Raw genomic sequence first — 16,491 nt, 5'->3', positions numbered from 1 at the left:
TTTTACACCCCCACGCCGGATCCCCCGATCGCCGCCCGTCTGGTGGGCTCGGAGATGTGAAAACCCCACCCCCCCGGAGCGTACGTCCATCCGGCCGTGCGCTCCGGGGCGCACCACACAGCGACGGTACGGGGCAAGCGCATACAACGCGACGACGAAGGCACTGCTATCCGGCACCCCTGCTGGCCCTGATTCCGGCCCCGACCCCGATCTCGGCCCCGCCCCGCATCCAACTCCATAGCGGCGTCCCCACCCGGCGATACCGTGGCACAGCACGTGGAGTCGGAGAGCGCGTGGAGCCGGGCGTCGAGGCTCAAGCCGCCAGGTTCCTCGGCGCCTGCCCTGTCCCGCCGAGCGTCTGCTGCGCCGGCTCCGTACCTGACATCGACTTCGCCGCCCCGTACAGCGGCTCCGTAGCGGGTGACGCAGGCCGAGTGCGCCGGCCCCGTGTCCGTCGGCCCCGTGCCAGTACGGGGCGCGGCAGTGGGCGCGTACGGGGCGGAATGCGGCCGGTGAGCAGGCGCGGATTGGGTGTCTGGCGGCCCGTCCAGTATCCTGGCTCTTCGGCCGCACGTACATCTGCGATTTCGGCTGCCCACTTCGTAACGAAGCACTTTGCTGCGAAGGGTGATCCATGTCGCAGCGGAGAAAGCAGGAAGCCCTGAACGCCCGTCTCGACCACCGTTCCCCGCTCGTGTTCGATACACGAGAACTGGGGCGGAGTCCTGGTGCGCTGAAGCGGCTCTCCCGTTCCGTCGAGGCCCCGTCCGATCTCGGTGTCGAGATGATCGGGGTGCGGAAGGGTGCGACCGTGGAGCTCGACCTCCGCCTGGAGGCGGTCATGGAGGGGGTACTCGTTACGGGTACCGCCCGTGCACCGCTCACGGGGGAGTGCGTAAGGTGTCTGGAGCCGCTGGGGCGTGAGCTCGAAGCGGAATTCCAGGAGATGTACTCCTACCCCGACGCCGACGACCGGAGCCGCGCAGCGGATACCGGCGACGACGCCGAGGAGGAGGACACCCTCTCCCTTGAGGACGACCTGTTCGACCTTGAGCCCGTGCTGCGGGACGCGGTAGTGCTCGCACTGCCGTTGCAGCCGGTGTGCCAGGAGGACTGCCCTGGTCTGTGCCCCGATTGCGGAGCACGCCTGGCAGACGACCCGGACCACCACCATGAACAAGCCGTCGACATTCGTTGGGCGGCATTGCAGGGACTCGCTGAGACCGTCCAGGGCGGCGAGAAGGACAACACACCTCGCGACAGCGGGGATGACCCACAGGAGAAGTAGCCGTGGCTGTTCCGAAGCGGAAGATGTCGCGCAGCAACACGCGCCACCGCCGGTCGCAGTGGAAGGCTGCGGTCCCCACCCTGGTGGCGTGCGAGCGCTGCCACGAGCCGAAGCTCCAGCACATCGCGTGCCCGAGCTGCGGCACCTACAACCGCCGCCAGGTCCTCGAGGTCTGATCGGCGGGTGACAGGCTTCATGTCAGACGCCAAGACGCCACTCCGCAAGCGCGGGGAAGAGGCATCGGCGACGACGGACAACGCCTCGTCCCATACCGTTCTGGAAGGGCGGCTCGGGTATCACCTTGAGTCCGCCCTTCTAGTGCGTGCGCTCACGCACCGTTCCTTCGCGTACGAGAACGGCGGACTGCCCACGAACGAGCGGCTGGAGTTCCTCGGGGACTCCGTGCTCGGCCTCGTGGTCACGGACACGCTGTACCGCATCCACCCCGACCTGCCCGAAGGCCAACTGGCCAAGTTGCGGGCCGCGGTGGTCAACTCGCGCGCACTCGCCGAGGTGGGACGTGGCCTGGATCTGGGCGCGTTCATCCGGCTCGGGCGCGGCGAAGAGGGCACGGGCGGCAGGGACAAGGCATCCATTCTGGCCGACACCCTGGAGGCGGTGATCGGCGCGGTCTACCTCGACCAGGGTCTGGAAGCCGCCGCCGAACTGGTGCACCGGCTCTTCGACCCGTTGATCGAGCGTTCGTCGAACCTCGGCGCGGGGCTGGACTGGAAGACGAGCCTCCAGGAGTTGACGGCCGTCGAGGGGCTGGGGGTGCCCGAGTACCTCGTCTCCGAGACGGGCCCCGACCACGAGAAGGTCTTCACGGCTGCCGCTCGCGTCGGTGGTGTCGCGTACGGCACCGGCACCGGCCGCAGCAAGAAGGAAGCGGAACAACAGGCTGCCGAGGCGGCCTGGCGGGCCATCCGGGCTGCTGCCGACGAGGCAGCGGCAGCCGCCGAGAAGGCCGCTGCCGACGCCGCGACGGGTGAGGCGCAGCAGCAACCGGACTCGTCCGACAAGACGGCTGCTCCGGCATCCTCCGGCGGCGCGGGCGAGGCCGAGCCCACCGCGCCGTAACGGCAGCCGGCGGGGCGCCACAGCGCGCCGTGCCGTGCGAGCCCCGCCGAGTTCGACGGGCCCACCGGTCACTGCCGGTGGGCCCGTACTCTTTTCCCACCGGCCGGCACCGTCACCGCACGGGCCGTACCGCCCCGAACACATCCCGACCCGCGCGCCGGGTCGCGAGCCCGCGGAGGAGCACGTGCCAGAGTTGCCCGAGGTCGAGGTCGTCCGACGGGGCCTGGAACGCTGGGTAACCGGCCGTACCATCGCCGACGTCCAGGTCCTGCACCCGCGCGCGATCCGCCGGCATCTCGCAGGCCCGGCCGACTTCGCCGCCCAACTCGTGGGCCACCACTTCGCCGCCGCCTGCCGACGCGGAAAGTACCTGTGGCTCCCGTTGGACGGGGCCGGTACTGCTGACGGGGCTGGTGCGGGGCCCCATGCCGTGGCCGTGAGCGGGTCCCCCGTCGGCGCGACGGGGCATGGAGCACGGGGCGGCGGTGCGCACCGAGCCGGGACGACGATGGAGCGCACGGAGCACGGGGCAGCGGCCATGGTGGCCCCGGCCGCCGCCGACGGGGCCGTCGTGGGGCGTACGGGGCGCCGTACGGGGCACGGAGCGCCGGGCGCCCGGGACGGGGCGACGGAGGAGCAGCCGCTGTCGCCGGTCGCTACCCCCGCGGACGCCCCGCCGGTGGGACAGTCCGTCCTCGGCCACCTCGGCATGAGCGGCCAGCTCCTCGTGCAGCCCGAGTCCGCCCCCGACGAGAAGCACCTGCGCATTCGCGTCCGCTTCGCCGACACGACCGGAACCGAACTGCGCTTCGTCGACCAGCGGACCTTCGGCGGCCTCTCGCTGCACGACCAACTCCCCGGCGCCCCCGACGGCCTGCCCGACGTCATCGGCCACATCGCCCGCGACCCGCTGGACGACGCCTTCGACGAGGCGGCCTTCTACGCAGCCCTGCGCCGCCGCCGTACGACCATCAAGCGCGCCCTGCTCGACCAGTCACTGATCAGCGGTGTGGGCAACATCTACGCCGACGAGGCGCTCTGGCGCGCCCGACTGCACTTCGACCGGCCGACCGCGACCTTCACCCGCCCGCGCGCCGCCGAACTGCTCGGGCACGTCCGGGACGTCATGCAGGCCGCCCTGGCGGTGGGCGGCACGAGCTTCGACAGCTTGTACGTGAACGTCAACGGCGAATCCGGGTACTTCGAGCGCTCGCTGGACGCGTACGGCCGTGAGGACGAGCCGTGCCGGCGCTGTGGAGCGTCGATGCGGCGCAGCCCTTGGATGAACCGGTCGAGCTACTTCTGCCCCCGCTGCCAGCGCCCACCGCGCCCCACCACGGCCCGGTAGCCGGCGCCCACGCCCACGGCGGCCCGGGCCCGCGCTGACAGCAGTGGTCAACTTCAGCCGCACCGCCCCGACGGTCAGCCTGTACGACGGGGCAACAGCCGGCACCACTGTCCGCGCCCCGTTCCGCCTGTTGCGCGGCACCACGGGGCGGTGCCCGGAAGGGGTGAGCCGTGCCCCGTACCTGTGGCGCTGTACGGGGCGAGGCAGGGCCTCGGCGTACGGGCCCTCGTGCGCGGGGACGGGGCGACGGAGCGGCGGGCCCCCGGAGCATGTGACGGGGCGGGACCCGGCAGCCCGCATCGCGCCCGCGCGCGAGGGAGCGTCACCCGACTGGCCACTCCCACCGGCCGGCTCTGCGACGGGGCGCCACGGGGATGCGGCCGGCGCGGGACCGGTGAGGCCGTGGCGGTCTCCGCGCGGTGCGCCGGCTAGCGTGCCCGTATGACTGATGACGTGCGCGTGACGGCATGGGTACGGGGCCGGGTACAGGGCGTGGGGTTCCGCTGGTTCACGCGGGCCAACGCCTTGCGCATCGGCGACCTGGTGGGCTTCGCATCCAACCTGGATGACGGTCGGGTCCAGGTGGTGGCAGAGGGGCCGCGGGCCGGCTGCGAGGAACTCCTCACATGGCTCCGTACCGGCGACACGCCCGGGAGGGTCGACGGAGTCACTGAGATCTGGGACACCCCGCGCGGGGGTTACGACGGATTCGAAATTCGCTGACGGAAGTGTCAGCGCGGGGCCGTGCCCCTCGTGCCCCGGGCCGTGCGCCGGACAGAAATGGCCTGGTGGTTGCCAATACGGCGCGTCCGTGGAAGGCTGCGGAAGTAAGGATGATCTCCACGCCCCGATGGGTCACGAGATGAAGAGCGCCGCACTATCCGTTGCCGCGCCCTCTCGGCTGCCCTGGTGATACGGGGCGTGATCGTGTTGACCGTCCAACTTTTTGGTGAGACGCTGGAAACCCCGCGCACCTTAACTGTTTGGCATTGAAGACAGTAGTGATGGCAGACACCGCGGGTGCGAATCCCTCACGACCCACACCGCTCCGGTCGGTCACTCATTGTGGAGGACCATCCATCATGGCAAAGGCGCTTCTCGGTTACGTCGGCGGCTCCGACCCCCGAGTCCTCGCCGAGATGCGACGGCTTCAGCAGCGCGTACAGGACCTCGAATCCGAGCTCATTCGGATGCAGGCCGAGAATGACGCACTGTCCGCCGCCGCCCAGCACAGCGACTCGCTGCTCGACAGCATCGACGTACCCCAGGCGGAGCCTGCGCTGGCCTGACCAATGGTCCCTCAGGGAACCGGTCGGGCTGTATTGCCACCCGCTTGAGTATCTTCAAGGGACGCTTCGGCGTCCCTTCGTCGTTTTCGCTCCGTTGTTTCTCGTCCAGTCATTCGAGATTTCCCTACCGACTGATGTGCCCTTCACTTTCCCCCGTGAAACCGAAAAGGGTGGCGCGGCACGCCCGCACACGCGCTGCGGGCAGCCGCCCCCCGTCGGGTGAGCGGTAAAGTCCGACGGCGTGCACCTCAAGAGCCTGACCCTACGAGGCTTCAAGTCCTTCGCCTCCGCCACGACGCTGCGTTTCGAACCGGGCATCACCTGCGTCGTGGGCCCCAACGGGTCCGGCAAGTCCAACGTCGTCGACGCCCTCTCCTGGGTCATGGGGGAGCAGGGCGCCAAGTCGCTGCGCGGCGGCAAGATGGAGGACGTCATCTTCGCCGGCACCACGGGGCGCCCGCCCCTGGGGCGTGCCGAAGTCTCCCTCACCATCGACAACGCCGACGGCGCGCTGCCCATCGACTACGCCGAGGTCACCATCACGCGGATCATGTTCCGCAACGGCGGCAGCGAGTACCAGATCAACGGCGACACCTGCCGGCTGCTCGACATTCAGGAACTGCTCTCCGACTCCGGCATCGGGCGCGAGATGCACGTCATTGTGGGGCAGGGCCAACTCGACTCGGTGCTGCACGCCGACCCGATGGGGCGCAGGGCCTTCATCGAAGAGGCAGCCGGCGTACTCAAGCACCGCAAGCGCAAGGAGAAAGCGGTCAGGAAGCTGGACGCCATGCAGGCCAACCTGGCCCGCGTCCAGGACCTGACGGACGAACTCCGCCGGCAGCTCAAGCCACTGGGGCGCCAGGCAGCCGTCGCGCGCCGTGCCGCCGTCATCCAGGCCGACCTGCGCGACGCCCGGCTACGGCTGCTCGCCGACGACCTGGTGACCCTGCGCGAGGCGCTGCGGACTGAGGTCGCCGACGAGGCCGCGCTCAAGGAGCGCAAGGAGACGGCCGAATCCGCGCTCCGTACTGCGCAACGGCGCGAGGCCGCACTGGAGGAACAGGTCCGCGCCCTGTCGCCCCGGCTGTCGCGCGCCCAACAGACGTGGCACGAGCTGTCCCAACTCGCCGAGCGGGTACGTGGCACCATCGGCCTCGCCGATGCCCGGGTCAAGAGCGCGACCTCAGCCCCCGTCGACGAACGGCGGGGCCGCGACCCGGAGGACATGGAGCGTGAGGCGCAGCGCATCCGTGAGCAGGAGGCCGAGTTGGAGGCCGCGCTTGAGGCCGTCAGCCGGGCGCTGGACGACACCGTGGCGCACCGCGCGGAACTGGAGCGCGAACTGGCGCACGAGGAGCGCAGGCTGCGGGACGCTGCCCGGGCCCTGGCCGACCACCGGGAGGGCCTGGCCAGGCTGCACGGCCAGGTGAACGCGGCCCGCGGCCGGGCGGCCTCGGCGCAGGCCGAGATTGACCGGCTGGCCCTCGCCAGGGACGAGGCCCGGGAGCGGGCGACCTCAGCGCAGGAGGAGTACGAAGCGCTCAAGGCCGAGGTCGACGGGCTCGACGAGGGCGACGCCGAACTGGCCGACCGGCACGAGCAGGCCAAGCGCGACCTGGCCGCGGCGGAAGCCGAGCTCGGTGCGGCGCGTGAGGCCGTGACGACGGTCGAACGACAGCGGGCCGCCACCACCGCCCGGCACGAGGCCCTGGCCCTGGGGCTGCGCCGCAAGGACGGCACCGGGGCGCTCCTCGGCGCGGCCGACCGGCTCGGCGGACTGCTCGGCCCCGTCGCCGAACTCCTCACCGTCGCACCGGGCCACGAGGTGCCCCTGGCCGCCGCCCTCGGGGCCGCGGCCGACGCGATCGCGGTCAGGGACCCGGCGACGGCCGCCAACGCCCTACGGCTGCTCCGCAAGCAGGACGCCGGGCGGGCGGCCCTGCTGTTGGGCGCCGGCCCGAGCGCCTCGGAGCGCGTAGCGAGCACTCCGGAGCGTGCCACGGGCGCCCCGGAGCGTACGGAGGGGAGCGCGGGCGCAGCCAACGGCCACCCGGGCGCCTGGCCGGCGCCCGAAGCGGCCAACCCGCCCGGCGGCGTCGGCTCCGGGGCCGGCGCGGGCCGCGCGCCAGTTGAAGACGGCCCCTTGGGCGTACGGGGCGCCGGGCCGGCCGCAGCGGGAGTGACAGGTGCGCCCGGGGCCCCGTTGCCGGCTGCCGAGCTGGTACAGGGGCCGGCCGAGTTGCTTCCCGCGGTGCGGAGGTTGCTGCGCGACGTGGTGGTGGTCGCGACGTTGGAGGACGCCGAGGACCTGGTTGCCGGCCGGCCCGAACTGACGGCGGTGACCGCCGAAGGCGATCTGTTGGGCGGGCACTTCGCACAGGGCGGCTCCGCCGGTGCGCCCAGCCTGCTTGAGGTGCAGGCCCAGGTCGACGAGGCGGCCTCGCAGCTCACGGAGTTGGACGCGCGCTGCGAAGAGCTCGCAGCGGCGCAGCGGACGGCGCAGCAGCGGCGCGCCGAGGCGGCGGCGACCGTGGAAGAGCTCGCGAGCCGCCGGAGCGCGGCGGACCGGGAGAAGTCGCAGGTGGCCCAGGCGCTCGGGCGACTCGGCGGCCAGGCACGGGGCGCCGCGGGCGAGGCCGACCGGATGACGGCCGCAGCGGCCAAGGCCGAAGAAGCCCTGCTGCGGGCGACCGAGCAGGCGGCCGAACTGGAAGAGCGGCTGAGCGTGGCCGAGGAGGCGTCACCGTTCGGTGAGGACGGCGCGCAGGAGCCCGACACCGCCGCCCGTGACCGGCTGGCCGCCGACGGGGCCAACGCCCGGCAGACGGAGATGGAAGCCCGGCTCCAGGTCCGTACGCACGAGGAGCGCGTCAAGGGCCTGGTCGGCCGGGCCGACGCCCTCGATCGGGGCGCCAGGGCCGAGCGTGAGGCGCGGGCCCGCGCCGACCAGCGCCGTGCCCGGCTGCGCCACGAGGCGGCGGTGGGAGCCGCAGTCGCGTCCGGCGCCCGGCAACTCCTGGCCCACGTCGAGGTGTCACTGCAACGGGCCGACGAGGAGCGACGGGCCGCGGAGCGGGCGAAGGCGGAGCGCGAGGCCGAACTCGTCGCCGAGCGGGACCGCGGCCGGGGCCTGACCACCGAGCTCGACAAGTTGACGGATTCGGTGCACAGGGGCGAGGTGCTCGGCGCGGAGAAGCGGCTCCGTATCGAGCAGTTGGAGGCGAAGGCGCTGGAGGAACTGGGTGTGGAGCCGGCGGGGCTCGTCGCCGAGTACGGCCCCGACCAACTGGTGCCGCCGTCTCCGCCCGCCGAGGGCGAGCACCTGCCCGATGACCCGGAGCACCCGCGCAACCGCCCCGTGCCGTTCGTACGGGGCCAACAGGAGAAGCGCCTGAAGGTCGCCGAACGCGCGTACCAGCAACTCGGCAAGGTCAATCCGCTCGCCCTTGAGGAGTACGCGGCGCTGGAGGAGCGGCACAAGTTCCTCACCGAGCAACTGGAGGACCTGAAGAAGACCCGGGCCGATCTGCTCCAAGTGATCAAGGACGTGGACGAGCGGGTGGAGCAGGTCTTCACGGAGGCGTTCAGGGACACGGCGCGCGAGTTCGAAGGCGTCTTCTCGCGGCTCTTCCCCGGCGGCGAGGGCCGGCTGATCCTCACCGACCCCGAGAACATGCTGACCACCGGCCTGGACGTGGAGGCCCGCCCGCCGGGCAAGAAGGTCAAGCGGCTGTCGCTGCTGTCGGGCGGCGAACGCTCGCTGACCGCCGTCGCCCTGCTCGTGTCGATCTTCAAGGCCCGACCGAGCCCGTTCTACGTGATGGACGAGGTCGAGGCGGCACTGGACGACACCAATCTCCAGCGGCTGATCCGGATCATGGAAGAACTCCAGGAGAGTTCGCAGCTCATCGTGATCACGCACCAGAAGCGCACCATGGAGGTCGCCGACGCGCTGTACGGCGTGTCCATGCAGGGCGACGGCGTGTCCAAGGTCATCAGCCAGCGGTTGCGCTGAGTGCTCCGTAGGGTGCTCCGTACCAGGCAAGCGACTTCAACTCTTGTATGGCTATGCGGAATGATGCTTTTCTTTTGCTTTGCTGTGAAGCGTTGACTTCGTAAATTGAACGCATACTCTGCTGGGTAGCGCTTCTAGTTTCAAGTGGTGGCCTGCCCTGTCCGCGGCTCCACGAGGAGCGGCCAGCCCCCACGCACCCGGCAGCGTCGCCGGGCCCAGGAGTCCACCGTGAGCAGTACCGCGCACCCGCCGGCGCCCGAAGGCCGCGAGGCCCAGCCCGAGCACCTCGGGCACGTCGTCTTCATCGCCGCGGCTGCGGCCATGGGCGGCTTCCTCTTCGGCTACGACAGCTCCGTCATCAACGGGGCCGTCGAGGCGATCCGAGGGCGCTTCGACATCGGCTCCGAAGCCCTGGCGCAGGTGATCGCGGCGGCCCTCATCGGATGCGCCATCGGGGCCACGACGGCGGGCCGGATCGCCGACCGGATCGGCCGCATCCGCTGCATGCAGATCGCCGCCGTGCTGTTCACCATCAGCGCCATCGGCTCCGCCCTGCCGTTCGCGCTCTGGGACCTGGCCCTGTGGCGCGTGCTCGGCGGCGTCGCCATCGGCATGGCCTCCGTGATTGGCCCCGCCTACATCGCCGAGGTGTCCCCGCCGGCGTACCGGGGCCGACTCGCCTCCTTCCAACAGGCGGCCATCGTCACTGGCATCGCCATCTCGCAGCTCGTCAACTGGGGCATTCTGCGCCTCGCCGGCGGCGACCAGCGCGGCACCGTCGCCGGACTTGAGGCATGGCAGTGGATGCTCGGCGTGATGATCGTCCCCGCCGTGCTGTACGGGCTGCTCTCCCTCTCCATCCCCGAATCGCCCCGCTACCTCATCGCCACGGGGCGGCTCGACCAGGCCCGTACGGTGCTCGTGGAAGTCGAGGGCCAGGGCGTGGATCTCGACGCGCGGGTCGCCGAGATCCAGGAGGCGATGCGCCGCGAGCACCAGTCGACCTTCAAGGACCTGCTGGGCGGCCGGTTCGGCCTGCTGCCGATCGTCTGGATCGGCATCGGCCTCTCGGTCTTCCAGCAACTCGTCGGCATCAACGTGATCTTTTACTACTCGTCGTCGCTGTGGCAGTCCGTCGGCATCGACCCCACGAGCTCGTTCTTCTACAGCTTCACCACGTCGATCATCAACATCATCGGCACCGTGATCGCGATGGCCTTTGTCGACCGGATCGGCCGCAAACCGCTGGCGCTCATCGGCTCGGCCGGCATGACCCTCTCGCTCGCCCTCGCGGCCTGGGCGTTCTCGGCCAAGACCGGCTCGGGCGAGGACATCACGATGCCGGACACCCAGGGCACCGTCGCGCTGATCGCCGCGCACTCCTTCGTGCTGTTCTTCGCCCTCTCCTGGGGCGTCGTGGTCTGGGTGTTGCTCGGCGAGATGTTCCCGAACCGGATGCGCGCTGCCGCCCTCGGAGTCGCCGCATCGGCGCAGTGGGTGGCCAACTGGGCGATCACCGTCAGCTTCCCGACGCTGTCCGACTGGAACCTCTCCGGCGCCTACGTGATGTACACGATCTTCGCCGCGCTCTCGATCCCGTTCCTGCTCAGGTGGGTGCCGGAGACCAAGGGCAAGGCGTTGGAGGAGATGGGCTGACCCCCGCCCCCCTCTCCTCGCGGCCCCTACGCTTCGTACCGGACCGCGAAACCGCTGCCCCGGCGCCGCTACGGAGCCGGGGCAGCATCGATCTTGGGTAGCACCGCACTGGCGAACAGGTGTAGCGAACTCCAGCCCTCCTCCACGGGAATGCCGCCACACAGCGGATGGAGCACCAACCGGCCCCCCGGGCCGAGGCGCCCCGCCAACTCCACGCATTCGTCGGGCGTCAGCACGCAGTACCGGCCTTCCCGACGGAGCGCGTCCACGTCGTCCGCCGGTGGGCGCGCCCCGGAGCGCACGGCTGCCCGCCGCCAGGAGGCGTGCACCCGGGCCTCGTGCAACAGGTGCTGCCCGTACGTGGCCCAGGCCCGGTCCGGGTCCTCCGACAAGTGCAACACCGGAGTACGGGGCGCCGGCATCACACAGCGCCCCGTGGTGCCGTACTCCGCGCACCGCGCCTGGTAGTACGTCGCGAGTTCCGGCAGGTGCGCGTTGAGGTACAGCGGCAACCCCAGCCGGGCCGCCCGGCGTGCCGCCGCCCGCGAGCCCCCGCCGACGTACAGCCTCGGGTGCGGCTGCGTGTACGGCCGCGGAGTGACGCGTACGGTGCGCCCGCGGTAGCCGAACGGCTCGCCGGTCCACGCCGCCAGCAGCGTCTCCAACGCCTCGTCCTGGAGCTTGCCGCGCCAGTGCCAGTCCTTGCCGTGCGCCCCGTACTCCGCGCGCCGCGAGCCGAGCCCCGCAACGGTGATCAGCCTGCCGCCGCTCAGCAGGTCGAGTACGGCCACGTCCTCGGCGAGCCGCAGCGGGTCGTAGAGCGGTGCGAGCAGGGCGGCGACCGTGACGGAGATCCGCCGGGTGGCGCCGAAGACGGTGCCGGCGAAGGTCAGCGGCGACGGCAGCCAGCCGTTGACGGCGCCGTGGTGCTCCTCGGTCTGGATGGTGCCGATGCCGCGGTCGTCGGCGAAGGCGGCCATGTCGATCGCCGCGCGGTAACGCCGCGACAGGGACTCCGGGGTGGCCGTCGGGTCCACCAGGTTGAAGCGCACGGCGGTCGTCGGCGCCGTCGGCGGGCCAGCGTGCTGGGCAGCGGACATGGGAATCCCCTTCGCCGTGGACGGTCCGAGGACGGCGAAGGGGACGCTAGCTGGCAAAGCGGCCAGGTGGTAGGGCGCGGTTCAGCCGACGGGGTTCCACTTCTGGCCATCGCCCACGGCCGCGGACGGGGCGCCGCCGGCGCCCTCACGGGGCCGCGGGAGCAGCGCGAAGCACGCCGCGGCGAGCACGATCGTGGCGGTCCACCCCAGTCCGTTGCGCCCGATCCAACTCGCGGCGAGCGGCCCCGTGAACCAGTCCACCTCCGTGAAGCACAGCCCCGCCGTCAGGGCCAGCGCCCAGGCCGTCAGGGCCTGCCAGCAGAAGCCGCCCGCGTACCAGTACCGGCTGCTGCGACCGGTGTCCAGCAGCCCCTGCGCGTCGTAGCGCACGGCCAGCGCACGGCGCCGGAACATGTCCACCGCGTACACGCCGATCCAGGCCGAGAAGGAGACGGCGAGCAGGGTGAGAAAGGTGAGGAAGGAGCCGTAGAAGCTCTTGGCCACCAGCATCAGCAGCAGACCGCCGACCAGGCTGATCACGGCGTTGACGGAGACGGCCAGGGCACGGGGCAGCTTGACGCCCATGGTCTGCGCGGTGAAGCCGGCCGAGTACATCGACAGGCTGTTGATCAGCAGCATCCCGATCAGGGCGGTGATCAGGTACGGCACCGCGAGCCAGGTGGGCAGCACGTCGCCGAGGAAGGAGACCGGGTCAGCCGCGGACGCCAGGTCCGGCGTGCCGACCGCCATGACGGCGCCCATCAGCACCATCGGTACGACGACCAGCGCGGCGCCGGACACGGTGACGCCGACGATCTTGCGGCCGGACGTGGCGTGCGGCAGGTACCGCGCGAAGTCGGGCCCCGTGGGCACCCAACTGATGCCACCCGCCGCGATGGTGCCGATCCCCGCGACGACCAGAGCGGTGCTGCCGGCCGGCCGGTCGAAGACGGCGCCCCAGTCGGTGTCGACGACCAGGTAGCTGAGGACGAGCACGCTGAAGGCGCCGAAGACGTAGGTCGACCAGGTGTTACACCGGTGCAGTACGGCCCGCCCCATGCCGCTCACCAGAAAGGTGGCCGCCACGAAGCCGATCAGTGTGATGACGATCAGTACGTTGTTCTGTCGCACGTCAAACATCAGGTCCAGAACGGTCAGCACGGCGTACGCACCGGTGACCGCATTGATCGTCTCCCAGCCGAAGCGGGCCACCCACAACACGGAGCCGGGAAAGTAGTTGCCCCGCACCCCGAACGTGGCCCGCGAAAGCATCGCCCCAGGCGCGCCACCCCACTTCCCCGACACCGACAGCACGCCCACCATCCCGAACGAGACGGTCGCGGCGCACCCGGCCACCAGCAGCACCTGCCACAGGCTCAGCCGGTTGAAGACCACCAGACCGGCGCCCATGGTGAGCAACAGCACGCTGATGTTGGCCGCCACCCAGGTGGGGAAGAGCTCGCGGACCCGGCCGTGGCGCTCGTGCGCCGGCACCGGCTCGATGCCACGCGTCTCGACGGCGTGCGCGGCGGCAGCCAGGGCGCTGTCGGCCGGCGCGGGGCGGGGGGTGGCGGACGCGGCGGACGTCTGGTGGTCCATGGGGGCTCCGTGCGTTCGAGCGGGGCGGTGGCGACGGCCTGGGCAGGGAGGCGGAAGAAGGCGGCTCTACGCGCGTTGCATCGTCCCATGCCGTGGAGCTTTGCTCCAAGTTCGAGACGTAAAGCGGCTTTGGTTCTCGCTGCGCGTCCATGGCCTCGCCAATCCGGACGCGTGGCTGATACTGGGTGCGTTATGGAAATCGTCATCCTTGCCGTAGTCATCGCTGTGGTCGCGCTCGGCGCGATCAGCGGGCTCGTCGTCAGCAGCCGCAAGAAGAAGCCGCTGCCCCCGGCCCCGCCGAGCAGCCCCTCCGTCACCGCGCCGCCCGCCGAGCCACACGTCGGCGAGGAAGCCGAGACCCCGCGCGACGAGCCCCGCCGCACCATCGAAGAGGTGGACCTGCCGGCGGCCACCGCGACGGAGCCCGCGGCGCCAGCCGCGCCACCCGCACCCGAACTCGACGTCCCGGCGCCCCGCGCCGGCCGCCGGGGGCGGCGGCGCGCCCGGCTCTCGCGCTCGCAGAACAGCCTCGGTAAGGGGCTGCTGACCCTGCTCTCCCGGGAGCACCTCGACGAGGACACCTGGGAGGAGATCGAGGAGACCCTGCTGACCGCCGACGTCGGCGTCGCCCCCACCCAGGAACTGGTGGAGCGGCTGCGCGAGCGCGTCAAGGTGCTCGGCACCCGCACCCCCGAGGAACTGCGCGCACTGCTCCGTACGGAGCTGCTCCAGCTCATCGGCCCCGACAGCGACCGCACCGTGCACACCGAGAGCGGTGTGACGGCTGACGGCCAGGAGAAGCCCGGCGTGGTGCTGGTCGTCGGCGTCAACGGCACCGGCAAGACCACCACCACCGGCAAGCTCGCCCGCGTCCTGGTCGCCGACGGCAAGTCCGTCGTGCTGGGCGCGGCCGACACCTTCCGCGCCGCGGCAGCCGACCAGCTCCAGACCTGGGGTGAGCGCGTGGGCGCCCGTACGGTACGGGGCCCGGAGGGCGGCGACCCGGCGTCCATCGCCTTCGACGCGGTGAAGGAGGGCGTCGAGGAGGGCGCCGACGTCGTCCTGGTCGACACCGCCGGACGACTGCACACCAAGACCGGCCTCATGGACGAGCTGGGCAAGGTCAAGCGGGTCGTGGAGAAGCACGGCACGGTCGACGAGGTGCTGCTCGTACTCGACGCCACCACCGGCCAGAACGGCCTCATCCAGGCGCGGGTCTTCGCGGAGGTTGTGGACATCACCGGCATCGTGCTGACCAAGCTCGACGGCACCGCCAAGGGCGGCATCGTGGTCGCCGTGCAGCGCGAGCTCGGGGTACCGGTCAAGCTCGTGGGCCTCGGCGAGGGCGCGGACGACCTGGCCCCGTTCGAGCCGGAAGCGTTCGTGGACGCACTGATCGGCGACTGACGCCGGGACGACGCCTGACAGGGTCCGAGCCCGGACCCAGCCAGGACCCAGCCAGGGCCGATCAGGGCCCCGTCAGGGACCAACCAGGAACCAGGGCCGCCCCGCCCACCGCGGGGCGGCCCTCGCGCTGCCTGGACGGGGCCACGGGGCTACGGGGGCTACGGGGCGGAGGCGGTGTAGGGGGCAGCAGGGGAGCAGGAGCTCGCGAGGGCGGCGCGGGGAAAGGCCGGGGTGGTGCGGGCGGTGGGGCCTGTCGGGGCTGGGCTGGGTTGTGGTGCTGCGGCGCCGGGGCGTCGGGGCGCTGGCCGCATGCGCCACGGAGCGCATCTGGGAGCGCGTGCGGCTGGTGCGCGATGCGCGGTGCGCTCCGACGCGTGCGACGAGGTGCATCGGCTTCCCGCGCGGCGCAGGACGGCACTACGCACAGCAGCGGTCCGGTCGCTCCCGGCCCGCTGCTGTGTCCATGCGAAGGCGTTGCGGGTCAGGCTCCCGCGCGGTGACAGACGTACGCCAGGGTGCCGAGCAGCAGCCGGGCATGGGGCGGGTGGTCGGCGGTGTCCAACTCCGGCGGACGGAGCCACCGAACGGGGCCGAGCCCGCCGTGATCCGACGGCGGCGCGGTGATGTACGCACCGGTGCCGAGGCCCCGCAGATCGAGGTCGGCGTCGTCCCACCCCATGCGGTAGAGCAGGTGGGGGAGTTCGGCTGCGGCTCCCGGCGCTACGAAGAACTGGGCGCGCCCATCGGGCGTGACGGCCACCGGGCCCAGCGGTAGCCCCATCCGCTCCAGCCGCACCAGCGCGTGGCGCCCCGCCGCGGCCCCGACCTCCAGGACGTCGAAGGTGCGCCCGACGGGCAGCAACAGGGTGGCGCCCGGCGTGTGGGACCAGATCACCGCGGCGTCATCGAGCGTGGCGCCCGCCGGAACGGTGCAGGTGCGGGGCAGCGGGTGGGCCCCGGGGGCGGGGCAGTCGAGCGTGCCGCACGAGCACTCGCGGTTGCCGCCGGCGCCCCGTACGGCGCGGGCGCCAGGGGTCACGTCCCATCCCCACAGCCCGGTGTACTCCGCCACCGTCGTGCTCTCGCTCGCACGGCTGCGACGCCGTGAGGCGGACCGCAGGTCCCGGATGCCGCCGATCGTGAAGCCCATGCTCCCTCCAACGGGAAGTGCTCTTGATGGTTACGAGTCGGAGCCCCGTCATAACCGTCGATGGCCGCTCATCGTCAGGTGGCGGGCTGGCGCGCATATGGTGGTGCGCGTCAATCGCGCGCCCTCCAGTGCATCACTGCGCCCTGTCGCATCGACCTGCGACAAGTGAAGCGTGGTGCGGGGCAGGGGAGTTCATTCGAAGGGGTGGCGAATGGTGGCGTTTCCCGGAAGCGCCTCGCTAGAGCCGTGATCGTAGGATTACCGTCGGTACACGCGGGTCGGATCTGCGCTGCCCTGCGCCCGGGTCCGGGGCGTTTCGCTCCGTGTCACGCCGAACCATTGCGCGGCCCCGGCGGCACCCGGCGGTGCGCACACGACAGCCGGCGCCGAGGGCGACGGATGACTGACTCCCCGTTCTCCGCTTCGATTTCGGCGGGCGGAGTGTGATACGGAGGGCGCTGGTGGCGGCGGACGCCAGGGGCTGGCGCGGACGGCAACGGCCCGGCGACGATGGGGTTGTCGCGGCTGAGTGGACGGTGAAGTGACTCTCGAAGTG

Annotated in this window: 12 protein-coding genes and 1 pseudogene; 10 read left to right on the top strand and 3 right to left on the bottom strand. The window is 71.5% G+C overall.

Annotation, left to right across the window (positions count from 1 at the left end; translation table 11 throughout):
* Positions 1-634: 634 nt before the first annotated feature.
* The 9 genes and pseudogenes from AAHZ94_RS02720 to AAHZ94_RS02680 all read left to right on the top strand — a co-directional run bounded on the left by AAHZ94_RS02720 (position 635) and on the right by AAHZ94_RS02680 (position 10,679).
* On the top strand, positions 635-1,288 hold the full coding sequence (locus tag AAHZ94_RS02720) for a YceD family protein (RefSeq protein WP_349990205.1): 654 nt from the start codon (positions 635-637) through the stop codon (positions 1,286-1,288).
* A 2-nt stretch (positions 1,289-1,290) separates the two neighbouring features.
* On the top strand, positions 1,291-1,464 hold the full coding sequence (gene rpmF / locus AAHZ94_RS02715; protein ID WP_065965136.1) for a 50S ribosomal protein L32: 174 nt from the start codon (positions 1,291-1,293) through the stop codon (positions 1,462-1,464).
* Between the two features lie 19 nt (positions 1,465-1,483).
* On the top strand, positions 1,484-2,368 hold the full coding sequence (gene rnc, locus AAHZ94_RS02710; protein ID WP_349990204.1) for a ribonuclease III: 885 nt from the start codon (positions 1,484-1,486) through the stop codon (positions 2,366-2,368).
* Positions 2,369-2,552: 184 nt separating this feature from the next.
* Positions 2,553-2,768: pseudogene (locus AAHZ94_RS02705) on the top strand (DNA-formamidopyrimidine glycosylase family protein); the annotation flags it as partial.
* Positions 2,769-2,876: 108 nt separating this feature from the next.
* Complete coding sequence (mutM, locus tag AAHZ94_RS02700; RefSeq protein ID WP_502964566.1) at positions 2,877-3,716, top strand: bifunctional DNA-formamidopyrimidine glycosylase/DNA-(apurinic or apyrimidinic site) lyase; 840 nt, start codon at positions 2,877-2,879, stop codon at positions 3,714-3,716.
* A gap of 441 nt (positions 3,717-4,157) precedes the next feature.
* Positions 4,158-4,439, top strand: coding sequence for an acylphosphatase (locus AAHZ94_RS02695; RefSeq protein WP_349990203.1), 282 nt, complete (start codon positions 4,158-4,160; stop codon positions 4,437-4,439).
* Positions 4,440-4,798: 359 nt separating this feature from the next.
* A complete protein-coding gene (locus AAHZ94_RS02690; protein ID WP_349990202.1) occupies positions 4,799-5,005 on the top strand; it encodes a hypothetical protein in 207 nt (68 codons plus the stop codon).
* A 241-nt stretch (positions 5,006-5,246) separates the two neighbouring features.
* Positions 5,247-9,023, top strand: coding sequence for an SMC hinge domain-related protein (locus AAHZ94_RS02685; RefSeq protein WP_349990201.1), 3,777 nt, complete (start codon positions 5,247-5,249; stop codon positions 9,021-9,023).
* Between the two features lie 228 nt (positions 9,024-9,251).
* Positions 9,252-10,679 carry a sugar porter family MFS transporter gene (locus AAHZ94_RS02680; RefSeq protein ID WP_349990200.1) on the top strand — a complete coding sequence of 476 codons (1,428 nt, stop codon included), beginning with the start codon at positions 9,252-9,254 and terminating at the stop codon, positions 10,677-10,679.
* Between the two features lie 68 nt (positions 10,680-10,747).
* On the opposite strand, the gene AAHZ94_RS02675 is transcribed toward AAHZ94_RS02680, so the two are convergent.
* Together AAHZ94_RS02675 and AAHZ94_RS02670 are read right to left on the bottom strand one after the other, a co-directional pair.
* Complete coding sequence (locus AAHZ94_RS02675) at positions 10,748-11,779, bottom strand: LLM class flavin-dependent oxidoreductase (protein ID WP_349990199.1); 1,032 nt, start codon at positions 11,777-11,779, stop codon at positions 10,748-10,750.
* 81 nt (positions 11,780-11,860) lie between these two features.
* Positions 11,861-13,378 carry a purine-cytosine permease family protein gene (locus AAHZ94_RS02670; RefSeq protein WP_349990198.1) on the bottom strand — a complete coding sequence of 506 codons (1,518 nt, stop codon included), beginning with the start codon at positions 13,376-13,378 and terminating at the stop codon, positions 11,861-11,863.
* A 192-nt stretch (positions 13,379-13,570) separates the two neighbouring features.
* Between AAHZ94_RS02670 and ftsY the strand changes: the two genes are divergently transcribed.
* Positions 13,571-14,785, top strand: a complete 1,215-nt coding sequence (gene ftsY / locus AAHZ94_RS02665; RefSeq protein WP_349990197.1) for a signal recognition particle-docking protein FtsY — start codon at positions 13,571-13,573, stop codon at positions 14,783-14,785.
* Between the two features lie 481 nt (positions 14,786-15,266).
* Here ftsY and AAHZ94_RS02660 read toward each other — a convergent pair whose 3' ends face one another.
* Positions 15,267-15,935, bottom strand: coding sequence for a bifunctional DNA primase/polymerase (locus tag AAHZ94_RS02660; protein ID WP_349990196.1), 669 nt, complete (start codon positions 15,933-15,935; stop codon positions 15,267-15,269).
* Positions 15,936-16,491: the final 556 nt, after the last annotated feature.

Origin of the sequence: Streptomyces sp. HSW2009, assembly GCF_040240285.1 — a bacterium.
GTDB lineage: Bacteria > Actinomycetota > Actinomycetes > Streptomycetales > Streptomycetaceae > Streptomyces.
Note: the sequence above shows the minus strand (reverse complement) of the source record. Positions and strands in the feature narration are given on the sequence as shown.